We start from the raw sequence: 12,060 nt of genomic DNA on the forward strand, positions 1-12,060 counted from the left end.
TCGTGCGCTCTTATTTGTTGAGGAAGCGTATGGAACTTGCCATTATTTTGTTTATGTTACTGATAGTTGTCACTGTTGGTGCACTTAAACTTTCTGATCACGGTATGAGTTTTCCCTTTCGTAAAAAACACCAGCTGTTTACTCAGGTAGAACACACCTTTATCAATTTACTGGAACAGGCCGTTGGCCGCGAATTCAGAATTGTTTCCCGTGTCCGCCTTAACGACCTGCTGGCCGTTCGAGACAGCACCAATAAGCGTCAGGCACGTCAGGCATTGCTGCGTGCGGGCAGCAAGCAGCTCGACTTCGTATTATGTCGCCGGGACGACATGACGCCGGTACTGGCCATTGATTTGGTCCATAAACAGGGCAAGGAAGGCTACAAAACCCAGCGCGACTGGTTTGTTTCGGGCGCCCTCGATGCAGCCGGAATCCCTCACGCCAGGTTCAAGGTTAAATCCGGTTATTCGGTAGAAGAAGTCAAAGAATGTGTGGAAACCAAGCTCATTCCACTGCGTAAGCAGCAGGCCAAACTGGCCGCCAGTAAAATGAATCCGCCGCAGACAACACGCCCTACCCGGCCGGTACGGTCCAGTCGTCAGCCTGGCGGCGAACAGGTAGCCGCCTAACGATACAAATAAAGAAGGGGCCGGTTGAGGCCCCTTTTGCATGGTCATTACGCCGCGTATTTACAGGCTTGATGTTGAATAGACCACTGTAAGATGGGGCGGTATCACGGCATTGGCCGGAACAAATGCAACCGTATCTTTATGGCTGGATACATAACTAATCAACTCATCCACCGTCGCTACCTCTCTGGGGGGACGGGAACGCCCGCTAAATCGCATTTGTGACCAGTAAGACTGAATCCGGGACTCGGTGAGGCCAATAATTTTAGTATTAAAGACAGCCCGGGCAAGGGTTTGGGGCGGCAGTGATACTGGCTCAAGCACCACATCACTGGCATTTCCCATAAACAAATTACGGATGTCGATTTTATTTAATTTCACCGCAGTATTGCCGACATTGGCCACCACCACTATATCGTGCTCCTGCGCCTGACAATGCAGCGCGCTAAAACCTAACAATGATGTCATCAACAGATGTCTTAAAAAGTTTGTCCGTCTCATCAGAATACAAACTCCATACCCAGTTGATACAGATTGACGCTCTCATCGAAATCGGTTCTGTCATCCACGGCTTCAAACGTAGAAATTCCCAGAGCCCCCCGGTAATGAGTCACCTCGGCCTTAAACGCCACGCTAACGCCAACATCCCAGCGTACCCCAAGGGTCACGCTCTCAAGGTCTGCCGCCTGGGTTCTGGCAAAGACGGTTTGATAACCGTAATACAACTGATCGAGATCCGGCGACAACCCCAGCGGAATGTCGCTGGCCGGCGCCTGTGGATTGGTAGCCATATCGGCGTAGGTCAGGTGCACGGTAAAGGGGTGGAAAACCAGTCCGCCCTGTATATAGTAACTTTCGATATTCGGCGCCAGAACAGTATCTGACTGAATTTCCATCCATTCCCAGGCCAGATTGTAATCCAGTTCATCTAACGACAGACCCACCTGATAAATATCAAACGTCCCTTCCATGGTCAGGGAGTTGGCACTTTCAACAAAACCAAAGCTACGCAGTTGATCGGCGAATGCTGAGATCTCGGCCAGATTGACCCTGAAATCGGCGGTGGTGTAGGACGCTCTGAAACGCAGATTGGCGTTGTACACACCATTAAAGACAACACCTGTCAGGCCATCTATATCGGTAGCATAGCGACGATCCTGAAACTGGGTATCGCCCTGAAAAGAGCCGTAATACCCTTCAACCGAACCACTGATATTGCCTAACGCGAAATTATGGATAACGCTGGCACCGTCGTACTGATTAAATAAAAATGCACTGTAAAGTTGCTGTGGTGGTGAAATCCACGGGTAAGCAAAGCCCACATCGATAACATCACTGTAGTAATAAAACGGCGTTCTCATTCGTCCGCCTTTAATCAGCCAGTTATTATGTGGCACATAGCTGGCGTAAAACCATTCAACGCCGGAGTCCCGCTCGCTATTGGTATGCGCCAGCACCTGTGAAGTAATCATCAGGTTGTCGAGCAAATGATAATCTGCCTGCAGGGCAAGCAAGGTTTGTTCATTGAAGGAGACTTCATTTTCGTACCCTTCAAAGGATACGCTGGGGTCATCGATAAAGCCGGCAACAATTCGGCCGAAACCGGATATTTCCAGCTTCTCGCTGCTCGCCAAAGCGGTTGACGATGCCAGCAGGCCAGCGCAGAGGGTGGCGCCGGACACCCTTTTTCTAAACGTTGAGCTCATAAGGTTAAAAAACTACCCAATTGAAAAAGTAATGAGGGATTAATCCCTGATAATAAAGCCGAATGACCGTCCTTTTACGAATCCCTGTGTACCCACTAACACATTCATATTACACTTCATCCTTAAGCATATATTGTAGTGCACCCGTGATCTTTGCGCACTCATTTCCAAGTTAAATAAGCAATTTAAAGGCAGATTATGAAAATTGGTATCCTTGGCGCCATGGACCAGGAAGTCGCCCTGTTAAAAGCATCGCTGGACGAACTGAACACCCGGGAAGTTGCCCACCTGACTTTCTACACCGGAAAACTCCACGGCATCGACGTGGTGCTGGTCCAATGTGGTATCGGTAAAGTGGCGGCAGCAGTTGCTACCACGTTACTCATTCAGGCTTTCGAGCCCGATTTTGTGGTAAATACCGGGTCGGCCGGCGGTTTCGATACCAGCCTGGATATTGGTGACATTGTCATTGGCAATGGCGTGCAGCACCATGATGTGAACATTACACACTTTGGCTATGAGCCGGGACAGTGCGTGGGAATGCCTACGGTCTTTGACTGTGATGAGCAACTGGTGACGGCTGCTGAAGCCGCCGCGGCCAATACGTTACACGTAAAGACTATTCGCGGTCTGATTTGTACCGGTGACGCCTTCATAGGTACCGACGAGGCGGCCGCGCAACTGCGTGAAGCGTTTCCAGCCATCAGTGCATCAGAAATGGAAGGCGCTGCTATCGCTCAAACCAGTCACATGCTGGGTAAACCGTTTTTGGTTATCCGCTCACTTTCCGATATCGCCGGTAAAACCTCTACCGTTTCATTCAACGCTTATCTGGAAACCGCAGCGAAAAATTCGGCTGAACTGGTAATAGGCATGATAAAGGTTATCGCTAACCGGGCAACCGAAGCCTAAGCCGTCGCGATGATTGAGTTGCCGGCGGATACGACCCTGTCCCTGATCATTACGCTTTGCGTTATTCTGCTTGATCGGGTGTGGCGTATTCCGCCTCAGGCCCACCCCCTGACGCTTTACCGAATGCTGGTTACCAACCTGGCTATCAAGGTTTGCCCGGCGTCTTCGGCTCCGCTTACACAGCATTACATCAGCGGCACACTTGGCATTGTGGTGTTAACCGTACCGTTTTTGATAGTACTGGCGTTTGTTCTGAGTCTTGCTGAATACACCTGGTTTTTCGATGCCCTGATACTGTTTTGCTGCATTAACTTCTATTCGATTCGTCGTCAATACAAGCTGATTACGCTGGCGTTAAGTGGCAATAAAAAGCTGCTGGCCAGGGAGCGTCTGACCCTTTTGGTTGCCCGCCAAACAAACTCGTTATCTGATATAGGTATCGCTAAAGCCGCTATAGAAGCCTATCTGCTGCGCTTTATGCAACAGTTTGTCGGAGTGATATTCTGGTTCCTGGTGGCCGGCCCGCTGGCCGCCCTGAGTTATCGCTTGCTGCTCGAGTTTCGCTGGCAGTGGCACAGAAAAAAGCGGCAGTTCACGGCATTCGGTCTGCCGGCCTATTGGCTGAGTCAAAGCCTGATTTTAATTCCTTACTGCCTCGGACTGTTACTGATTCTCCTGAGCACTTCGCCGATAGGTGCCATTAAAGGGCTACGGCACACGTCCCAACGGGGTATATCCTCCCTGCTGCTTAGCACATTTGGCGCAGGCATGGGCATTCAGCTGGGCGGCCCGGCTTTTTATGACGGCACCAAATTACGCAACCCACGAGTGGGCGGTTCCCGTCAGGTACGCTTTTCTGATCTGACCCATGTACTGCGCGCCATCAATCGCCAGACCTGGCTGGTCATGGTCCTCCTCACTTTGTTATTACTCCTTTGCTGGCAACTGAAATTATGAAGAATGCTTACTCCTGGCTATTGCTGCTTGGGCTTGTGGTGGCTGTGCGGGTCGAATCGGCCGAACGTATCGTTACCCTTTCACCTCATCTAACAGAATGGATATACAGTCTGCAGGCGCAAGACCGCCTGGTGGGCGTCAGTGCCTTTAGTGATTACCCTGAAGCCGCCGCCGAGCTGCCGGTAATAGCCGACTACCAGGGCGTGGATTTTACCGCCTTGATGGCCCTGGAACCGGATCTGGTGCTCGCCTGGGGCGGCGGCAACAAACCCCAGGACATTGCCCGCCTGAAAAGTCTCGGCCTCAGGGTTTACATTTCCCAGCCACAGACCCTGGATGATATTGCAACGGAAATGCTCGACGTCGCCAGATTAACCGGCCAGGTTGAATCAGGCCGCAGCCTGATTAACCGGTATCGCCAGGAACTGAATCAAATACAAACGCAGTATCAAAACCTTAAGACGGTGAAAGTATTTTATTACCTGTGGGCTCAACCACTGATGACCATTGGTGAGGGCGCATGGGCCAACAAAATTCTCACCACCTGTGGCGCTGAATCGGTGTTCATTGACTCCCCCATCGACTATCCCGAAGTGTCGGTGAAACAAGTTCTGTTGCGCCAGCCAGCATTGCTGATTGCCGCAAGTGATCAATCGGTTCAAACTCTGGAAAATTTTTGGACCCCTCACCGGTCTGTTATTGCAGCACCTCTTGTCACCGCCGATGCTAATGCCCTGCATCGCTTTACGCTTCGGATCACCGCGGCAATAGACACGTTGTGCCAACGAATTGATCATTACCGAAAATAGGAAAATCCATGCGCCTGCTTACTTTTTCTCTCACCCTTCTCAGTTTACTGCTGTCCGGGGCGGCTTTCAGTCATGACGGGATCCCTGACATTTCACCGGCGAGTTTGCATCACCAGGGGTTCAACGGCTTACTCTTAGATGTTCGAAGTGCTGAAGAATACAGCGCTGGTCACGTTCCCGGTGCACTCAATATCCCCCACTCAGAGATTAATTCACACCTTGCCAGCCTCGGTTCCACTCAACAACCGATACTGGTTTACTGTCGTTCCGGGCGGCGCGCAGGCATTGCCCTGAGTCAACTCTCCGAGCTCGGTTTTTCGCAGTTATATCATCTCGATGGTGACATGCAGGCCTGGCAGTCTGACGCATTACCAGTGGCGAAGTAAACCGGGTATATCACATCCTGGCATGGACATATCGCGGCTTTGGCGGCATCATATCGCTCTTGTTGCTACACGCGAAATGTTATGACTATCGATATATCAACGCCGGCTATGTTGTTCCCGGCGATCTCTCTTTTGTTACTGGCTTACACCAATCGTTTTCTGACCCTTGCTTCGTTGATCCGTCACTTTGATAAGGGCGAAGACAGCGAGAGTACCCAGGCGCAGATAAAAAACCTGCGTAAACGCATCCATTATATCAAACGCATGCAGGAAACCGGCGTTTTCAGTTTTTTCCTGTGCGTACTATCGATGCTGGCTATTTATCTGTCTTACCAGTTAGCGGGCAACTGGCTGTTTGCTGCCAGCCTCGTCTTTTTGCTCTACAGCCTATGGCAGTCAGTACTGGAAATTCGCATATCACTGGATGCCCTTGACGTGCACCTACAGGGAATGGATCTTGGCAAATCTAAAAAATAGCGCTGAAATCTCTTATTCAGCACTGACCCCAACGCATTTTCCAGCCGTTCTGGAACTGGGTAACCGCGTACAGGGCGAGGGTTATCTGAACCTGGAGAACCTGACCGAGTATTACCAACGCGGCCTGAAAAATGGTATCAATGCCGGCATAGTCGCCTTTTACCGCGAACAGTTGGTTGGCTTCAGACTCACTTTTGCCCAGGGACAGTGGGATATCGACCAGTGGGCAACACCCCAGGACTGGGGCGTTGCGCCTGCAAGCGTTTGCTATTTTAAATGCAATACGGTGGATCCGGCCATGCAGGGATATGGTATCGGTTCGACCTTACTGAGCAAGGCGATTGACGCTGCACGACAACAAGGCAGCCGCGCCGGTCTGGCCCATATCTGGCTGGCCAGCCCCGGTAACAGCGCATTTAAATATTTCAGTAAAAACGGCGGCCGGTTGATAAAAGAACATCCTAACAAGTGGCAATATGCCGCCATTTATGAAGGCTACGATTGTCCGGTATGTGATGATTTGTGTGCTTGTGTGGCGGCAGAAATGTTGCTGACTTTTACCGACCAGTAAACATCAAAGTGCGCTGCAGGACGCAGCGCACCGAACTGTTATGCCAGGGTGATCCGGGCAAATTTACGCTTACCTACCTGATACACATTTTCACCTTTTTCGGTCAGAACCAGGCGGGTATCGGTGACTTTTTCACCATCAATCTTCACCGCGCCCTGCTTGATCATGCGCATGGCATCCGAAGTGGAGCCCACCAGACCGGCTTCCTTCAGGAGGTAACCTATCGCGACTTCACCGTCGGTTAAAGCAATGCTGACTTCCGGCATATCATCAGGAATGGCATTTTTCTGAAAACGCTGGATAAAATCCTGATGAGCAGCTTCGGCAGCTTCCGCAGAATGGAAGCGGGCGATAATTTCTTTCGCCAGGGTGATTTTAATGTCACGGGGATTCGCCCCATCAGCCATTTGTTGCTTAAGCTCAGCAATCTCTTCCAGCGGCTTAAAGCTCAGCAGATCGTAATAGCGCCACATCAACTCGTCAGAAATCGACATGATCTTGCCAAACATCTCGTTTGGCGCATCAGTAATGCCGATGTAGTTGTTTAACGACTTAGACATTTTCTGCACGCCATCGAGGCCTTCCAGCAATGGCATCATCAGCACAACCTGTTGTGACTGACCCTGTTCCTTTTGTAATTCGCGTCCCATCAGCAGGTTAAAGCGCTGATCGGTACCACCAAGCTCAACATCTGCTTGCAGCGCAACAGAATCCCAGCCCTGCACCAGCGGGTATAAGAACTCGTGAATAGCGATGGGCTGCTCATTGGCGTAACGCTTTTTAAAATCATCACGTTCCAGCATTCTCGCTACAGTCTGACTGGCGGCCAGTTTGATCATGCCTGCCGCGCCCAGCTGATCCATCCATTCAGAATTGAAACGGATTTGAGTTTTTTCAGGATCGAGGATCTTAAACACCTGCTCCTGATATGTTTTAGCGTTAGTAAGCACTTGCTCTTTAGTAAGTGGCTTACGGGTAACATTTTTCCCGGTGGGATCACCAATCAAGCCGGTAAAGTCACCAATCAGGAACACGACGTTGTGCCCTAATTGCTGGAAAGCACGCAATTTATTGATCAGCACCGTATGCCCAAGGTGTAAATCCGGCGCGGTAGGATCGAATCCGGCTTTGATTGTCAGCGGTTTGCCTGACTTTAATTTTTCGATCAGGGCGTCTTCGGGCAATATTTCATCAGTACCCCGTTTAATTTCGGCCAGGGCTGCTTGCCAGTCACTCATTTTTCTGCTTCCATCTAACTTCATTCTGGGCGGGCATTTTACGCGCGCCGACCGTCTATTAAAACCCTTTATGCACTTTCTGCGGCCCGGAACGTAATTATTTCACTTTTTCCGCCCCCAATCCCTTCAATTTTGCCAGATCCCTCTAGCATCTCAGTGCTGAAACCGCTATTCTCAGGCTGTTATGAGAAAGATATATACACCTCAATTACTCACTGATTTATTTAAGCAAATGCCGCGGCCGCACCGTATTGGTCTGGTAGCCGCCAGCGCTTTGGTTGGATTACTCATTTTGCTGCCATCTGAAAAGGTGGAAGCGTCGCGCCATACTGAATCTCTGATCCTGGAAACCGGCAAGCGTTATCCGCTGTCGATGTCTCTAACCGAGTCAGATATTCTTATTGAGCAGGAAGACGAACCACAATGGCAAACCTATACGGTTAAGAGTGGTGATACGCTGGCCAAAATTTTCAAGCGCGCCGGTTTAAGCCCGAAAGACACCTATGCAGTAAGTCATGCTGGTGAGCAGGCGAAAACCCTGGTAACCCTGTTACCGGGCGATAAGCTCGATCTTAACGTGATTGATAATCAGTTTGCCGGTTTACGCTATGCGCTGTCGCCAACCGATACCCTGTTCATTGAACCCCAGAGTGAAACCGATGACCTGGTGTCGCGCATCGACAGCAAACCGGTGGAAGTACGTCACAATTTTGCCCAGGGCGAAATTACCTCGAGCTTTTGGAATGCCGGGGTAGCTGCCGGCCTTACCGATAATCAGATTATGCACCTGGCCGGCATTTTTGGCTGGGATATCGACTTCGCCATGGAAATTCGCGCCGGCGATACCTTTAATGTGGTGTATGAAGAACGCTATATCGATGGAGAATTTGTTGGCTACGGTGACATAGTCGCCGCCGAATTTGTTAATCAGGGTGAACAGTTTGCCGCCATTCAGCACGAAGATGGCAACTACTATACGCCGGAAGGCCGCAGCATGCGTAAGAGCTTCCTGCGCGCGCCCATTAACTTTAAATATGTCAGCTCGAATTTCAGCAAGGCTCGTTTTCACCCGGTTCAAAAGCGCTGGAAAGCCCATCGTGGTACCGATTATGTCGCCGCGGTAGGTACCCCGGTAATGGCGGCCGGTGACGGTAAAGTCATCGAAGCAAGCTATAACAAATACAATGGCAATTACGTTTTCATTCAGCACGGCGAAAAGTACACTACCAAATATTTACACTTCAAAAAGAAAGCGGTGAAGAAAGGTGATTTCGTCAAACAAGGTCAGACCATAGGTTACCTCGGCAGCACCGGACTGGCTTCAGGGCCACACGTGCATTACGAGTTTTTGGTTGATGGTGTCCATCGCAACCCGCGTACCGTCGATTTACCCAAGGCACTGCCAATCGACCCCAAACAGCGCGCTGCCTTTATGCAGATCGCAGAGCAACGCCTCGCTCAACTCGGTACCTCCCGTCGCATAATGTTGGCCATGCAATAAACCCATGGCCTACTATATTGGCGTTATGTCGGGTACCAGTATGGATGGTGTGGACGCCATTCTGACAGACATTACCGACACTGCAATAGCGCCAATCGCCGCCGTATCTGTTCCTTATCCTGCCGGTCTGCTGGAACAACTCCATCAGCTCTGTGCTATCAGTCCCAATGAAATCAATCATCTGGGCCAGGCCGATCGGGCCGTTGGCCGCGTGTTTGCAGAGGCGGTCAACAAGTTACTGGCTGAGCACCATTTATCCCCGGCAGATATTCAGGCAATAGGGTCTCACGGACAGACTGTTCGCCACTACCCTGAAGGCCCTCCCGGCAGCCAGAATGAAGATGGTTTTACCCTGCAAATTGGCGATCCCAATACCATCGCGACCCTTACTGGCATCGACGTAGTCGCCGACTTCCGCCGCAAGGACATCGCCTACGGCGGTCAGGGAGCCCCGCTGGTTCCAGCCTTTCACGCGGCCCGATTTGCTGAACCCGGAAAAAATCGCGCCATCGTCAATATCGGCGGCTTTGCTAATATCACTGTGCTTGAAGGCATTGATGCCAGTGCAATTCGTGGCTTTGATACCGGTCCCGGCAATGCCCTGATGGACGTCTGGTGCTTACAACACCTCAACCAACCATTCGACCGGGATGGTCAGTGGGCTGCCAGTGGCAACGTCCACGAAGCGCTTCTGAGCAGCCTTCTGGCCGACCCCTACTTTGTCAGCACCGGGCCGAAAAGCACCGGCCGCGAATACTTTAATCTGGTCTGGCTGCGCCATCATTTGCACAGTCTGGATACCCCTATTGCCGCCGAGGATGTTCAGGCTACCTTGCTTGCGCTAACCGCGTCCACCATCGCCGATAAGGTTAACGCTCTGGCGCAGATCAGCGAATGTTATGTGTGTGGCGGAGGGGCGTTTAACAGCCAGTTAATGGCGCAGTTGGAAGCGTTACTGCCACACTGCAAAGTCATGGCCACGGATAGTCTGGCCCTCAACCCGCAATGGGTTGAGGGAGTAGCCTTTGCCTGGCTGGCCTGGGCCTATTTCCATCGGGTCCCCGGCAATGTACCTAACGTAACAGGAGCTTCCCGCGCCGTGGTGCTGGGTAGCCTGACCCTGGCTGATTAATCGGGCTGATTTGCAAAGGAAAACTGATAATGCGTAAACTCGATGACACCGACATAGCCATACTGGCCTGTGTATTTAAAGACCCGTGCATAACCAATAAAGCCATTGCCAGCCATGTTGATCTGGCACCATCCTCATGCCTGGAGCGGATCAAGCGCTTACAAAATGAAGGCATTATATTAGGCGCCCGCAGTCAGTTAAATTTCGCTTTACTGGGCGGTCATATTCAGGCCATGGTGGCGGTTAGACTGGCCTCGCACAGCCGTGATACGGTGGCGCAGTTTCAGCAGCAGCTGGTTGATCAGAAAGAGGTCCTCAGCGTGTTTCACATGGGCGGAGAAAATGACTTCTTACTGCATGTCTGTGTGCCCGACGCGTTGCACCTGCGCGACTTTATTTTTAATCAGGTTACAGGCCGTGATGAGGTAGTGCATGTGGAAACCACCCTTATTTACGATCACGTGACCAGTAACTCCCTCCCATACTTCGAATAAACTAAAAACCTTCTTGTTGCGTAGTAATTGCATTCGCGCACAAGCGCTGGTTTTTACTATTAAGCAAGGAGACTTAATGACAGCACCGCATTTATTTTCCCCGATCACGTTTGCTGGCCAGACACTGAAAAATCGTATGGTACTCGCCCCACTCACCCGGGGCCGAGCCGGCCCGGACAGAGTACCCAATAAAATTATGGGCGACTACTATGTACAACGGGCCTCTGGTGGCCTGCTCATCAGTGAAGCAACCAGTATATCGCCAGAGGGAAATGGTTGGGTGGATGCACCGGGTATTTATACCCGTGAGATGACGGCGGGCTGGAAAAGCATCACCGAAAGAGTGCATGCCGCTGGCGGCCGGATGATCTTACAGTTGTGGCACACCGGCCGGGCGTCACACAGCGACTTTCACGAGGGAGAATTACCTTTTTCCGCTTCTGCAATCGCCATTAACGATGGCGACGGCATCTACACACCAGCGGGTAAAAAAGCATTTGAAGTACCTCGGGCCATGACCGTTGCCGACATCAAACGTACCGTAGAAGATTACCGTCAGGCGGCCGTTAATGCTAAAGAGGCTGGTTTCGATGGGGTCGAAGTGCATGCCGCTAACGGCTATCTTATTAATCAGTTTCTCGACAGTCGCAGTAATCAGCGTGATGATGACTATGGCGGCAGCCTTGAAAATCGTTACCGTTTTCTGGCCGAGGTTATGCAGGGGGTACTGGAGGTCTGGCCGGCCGAAAATGTTGGCGTACGGCTATCCCCCAATGGCGTGTTTAACGACATGGGCGCCGATGACTACAAAGAAACCTATCTGTTTGTTGCCGATAAACTGAATCAACTAGGCATTGGCTATTTGCACGTAATGGATGGTCTCGCGTTTGGCTTCCACGAACGCGGTGAGGCCATGACCCTGCAGGAATTCCGTCATGTTTATAAAGGACTACTGATGGGTAACTGTGGATACGACAAAGCAGCCGCCGAGCAGCATATCAGTAGTGGTGAAGCCGATATGATTGCCTTTGGCAGACCCTGGATCACCAATCCCGATCTGCCCGTCCGTTTTGCCAAAGGCTATCCGCTGGCCCCGTTTGACGACCCGAGTCATTGGTACGGCGGCGGCAGCGAGGGCTACAGCGATTACCCCAACTATGAAGACACATCTGGGATCGGGCAGGCTGAAAAGCTGGTATAACTTATCCAACGGGGTATCTGGCGATACCCCGCTTTTTTTATTACAGC

General features: G+C 51.2%; 14 protein-coding genes. 11 read left to right on the top strand and 3 right to left on the bottom strand.

The features are described 5' to 3' along the window. Positions 1-29: 29 nt before the first annotated feature. On the top strand, positions 30-629 hold the full coding sequence (locus AC27IB_RS15215; protein WP_296044138.1) for a DUF2726 domain-containing protein: 600 nt from the start codon (positions 30-32) through the stop codon (positions 627-629). Positions 630-689: 60 nt separating this feature from the next. Here the strand turns inward: AC27IB_RS15215 and AC27IB_RS15220 are convergent, their stop codons facing one another. Next, positions 690-1,097, bottom strand: a complete 408-nt coding sequence (locus AC27IB_RS15220; RefSeq protein ID WP_296044140.1) for a hypothetical protein — start codon at positions 1,095-1,097, stop codon at positions 690-692. A gap of 32 nt (positions 1,098-1,129) precedes the next feature. Continuing rightward, a complete protein-coding gene (locus tag AC27IB_RS15225) occupies positions 1,130-2,335 on the bottom strand; it encodes a hypothetical protein (protein ID WP_487121970.1) in 1,206 nt (401 codons plus the stop codon). A gap of 198 nt (positions 2,336-2,533) precedes the next feature. Between AC27IB_RS15225 and AC27IB_RS15230 the strand changes: the two genes are divergently transcribed. The 6 genes from AC27IB_RS15230 to AC27IB_RS15255 all read left to right on the top strand — a co-directional run bounded on the left by AC27IB_RS15230 (position 2,534) and on the right by AC27IB_RS15255 (position 6,447). Then, positions 2,534-3,247, top strand: coding sequence for a 5'-methylthioadenosine/adenosylhomocysteine nucleosidase (locus AC27IB_RS15230; protein ID WP_487121972.1), 714 nt, complete (start codon positions 2,534-2,536; stop codon positions 3,245-3,247). 9 nt (positions 3,248-3,256) lie between these two features. Continuing rightward, complete coding sequence (locus tag AC27IB_RS15235; protein WP_296044146.1) at positions 3,257-4,204, top strand: cobalamin biosynthesis protein CobD/CbiB; 948 nt, start codon at positions 3,257-3,259, stop codon at positions 4,202-4,204. Further along, positions 4,201-5,013, top strand: a complete 813-nt coding sequence (locus AC27IB_RS15240) for a cobalamin-binding protein (RefSeq protein ID WP_296044148.1) — start codon at positions 4,201-4,203, stop codon at positions 5,011-5,013. The genes AC27IB_RS15235 and AC27IB_RS15240 overlap by 4 nt, the downstream gene beginning before the upstream one ends. A gap of 8 nt (positions 5,014-5,021) precedes the next feature. Continuing rightward, positions 5,022-5,399: a rhodanese-like domain-containing protein gene (locus AC27IB_RS15245; RefSeq protein ID WP_296044150.1), complete on the top strand. Its 378-nt coding sequence runs from the start codon at positions 5,022-5,024 to the stop codon at positions 5,397-5,399. An 81-nt stretch (positions 5,400-5,480) separates the two neighbouring features. Continuing rightward, complete coding sequence (locus tag AC27IB_RS15250) at positions 5,481-5,876, top strand: DUF2721 domain-containing protein (RefSeq protein ID WP_296044151.1); 396 nt, start codon at positions 5,481-5,483, stop codon at positions 5,874-5,876. Next, positions 5,857-6,447: a GNAT family N-acetyltransferase gene (locus tag AC27IB_RS15255; protein ID WP_487121975.1), complete on the top strand. Its 591-nt coding sequence runs from the start codon at positions 5,857-5,859 to the stop codon at positions 6,445-6,447. The genes AC27IB_RS15250 and AC27IB_RS15255 overlap by 20 nt, the downstream gene beginning before the upstream one ends. 38 nt (positions 6,448-6,485) lie before the next feature. Here AC27IB_RS15255 and tyrS read toward each other — a convergent pair whose 3' ends face one another. Then, positions 6,486-7,685 (bottom strand): tyrosine--tRNA ligase, encoded by a 1,200-nt coding sequence (tyrS, locus tag AC27IB_RS15260; protein WP_296044155.1) that lies wholly within the window; start codon positions 7,683-7,685, stop codon positions 6,486-6,488. Positions 7,686-7,869: 184 nt separating this feature from the next. Here tyrS and AC27IB_RS15265 point away from each other — a divergent pair, with 184 nt between their 5' ends. The 4 genes from AC27IB_RS15265 to AC27IB_RS15280 all read left to right on the top strand — a co-directional run bounded on the left by AC27IB_RS15265 (position 7,870) and on the right by AC27IB_RS15280 (position 12,013). Further along, the gene (locus tag AC27IB_RS15265) at positions 7,870-9,186 is read left to right on the top strand and encodes an OapA family protein (RefSeq protein ID WP_487121977.1); all 1,317 of its coding nucleotides are present in this window, start codon (positions 7,870-7,872) and stop codon (positions 9,184-9,186) included. A 4-nt stretch (positions 9,187-9,190) separates the two neighbouring features. Beyond that, the gene (locus AC27IB_RS15270; protein WP_487121979.1) at positions 9,191-10,318 is read left to right on the top strand and encodes an anhydro-N-acetylmuramic acid kinase; all 1,128 of its coding nucleotides are present in this window, start codon (positions 9,191-9,193) and stop codon (positions 10,316-10,318) included. A gap of 29 nt (positions 10,319-10,347) precedes the next feature. Further along, on the top strand, positions 10,348-10,812 hold the full coding sequence (locus AC27IB_RS15275; protein WP_296044160.1) for an Lrp/AsnC family transcriptional regulator: 465 nt from the start codon (positions 10,348-10,350) through the stop codon (positions 10,810-10,812). Positions 10,813-10,888: 76 nt separating this feature from the next. Further along, positions 10,889-12,013, top strand: coding sequence for an alkene reductase (locus tag AC27IB_RS15280; protein WP_487121981.1), 1,125 nt, complete (start codon positions 10,889-10,891; stop codon positions 12,011-12,013). Positions 12,014-12,060 lie beyond the last annotated feature (47 nt).

This window comes from Alteromonas sp. 4NH20-0104, from assembly GCF_057547795.1.

What these genes read in the sequence shown, in the direction of transcription:
- AC27IB_RS15215 (WP_296044138.1), top strand. Translation starts at nt 30, where the DNA reads ATGGAACTTGCCATTATTTTGTTTATGTTACTGATAGTTGTCACTGTT.
- AC27IB_RS15220 (WP_296044140.1), bottom strand. Translation starts at nt 1,097, where the DNA reads ATGACATCATTGTTAGGTTTTAGCGCGCTGCATTGTCAGGCGCAGGAG.
- AC27IB_RS15225 (WP_487121970.1), bottom strand. Translation starts at nt 2,335, where the DNA reads ATGAGCTCAACGTTTAGAAAAAGGGTGTCCGGCGCCACCCTCTGCGCT.
- AC27IB_RS15230 (WP_487121972.1), top strand. Translation starts at nt 2,534, where the DNA reads ATGAAAATTGGTATCCTTGGCGCCATGGACCAGGAAGTCGCCCTGTTA.
- AC27IB_RS15235 (WP_296044146.1), top strand. Translation starts at nt 3,257, where the DNA reads ATGATTGAGTTGCCGGCGGATACGACCCTGTCCCTGATCATTACGCTT.
- AC27IB_RS15240 (WP_296044148.1), top strand. Translation starts at nt 4,201, where the DNA reads ATGAAGAATGCTTACTCCTGGCTATTGCTGCTTGGGCTTGTGGTGGCT.
- AC27IB_RS15245 (WP_296044150.1), top strand. Translation starts at nt 5,022, where the DNA reads ATGCGCCTGCTTACTTTTTCTCTCACCCTTCTCAGTTTACTGCTGTCC.
- AC27IB_RS15250 (WP_296044151.1), top strand. Translation starts at nt 5,481, where the DNA reads ATGACTATCGATATATCAACGCCGGCTATGTTGTTCCCGGCGATCTCT.
- tyrS (WP_296044155.1), bottom strand. Translation starts at nt 7,685, where the DNA reads ATGAGTGACTGGCAAGCAGCCCTGGCCGAAATTAAACGGGGTACTGAT.
- AC27IB_RS15265 (WP_487121977.1), top strand. Translation starts at nt 7,870, where the DNA reads ATGAGAAAGATATATACACCTCAATTACTCACTGATTTATTTAAGCAA.
- AC27IB_RS15270 (WP_487121979.1), top strand. Translation starts at nt 9,191, where the DNA reads ATGGCCTACTATATTGGCGTTATGTCGGGTACCAGTATGGATGGTGTG.
- AC27IB_RS15275 (WP_296044160.1), top strand. Translation starts at nt 10,348, where the DNA reads ATGCGTAAACTCGATGACACCGACATAGCCATACTGGCCTGTGTATTT.
- AC27IB_RS15280 (WP_487121981.1), top strand. Translation starts at nt 10,889, where the DNA reads ATGACAGCACCGCATTTATTTTCCCCGATCACGTTTGCTGGCCAGACA.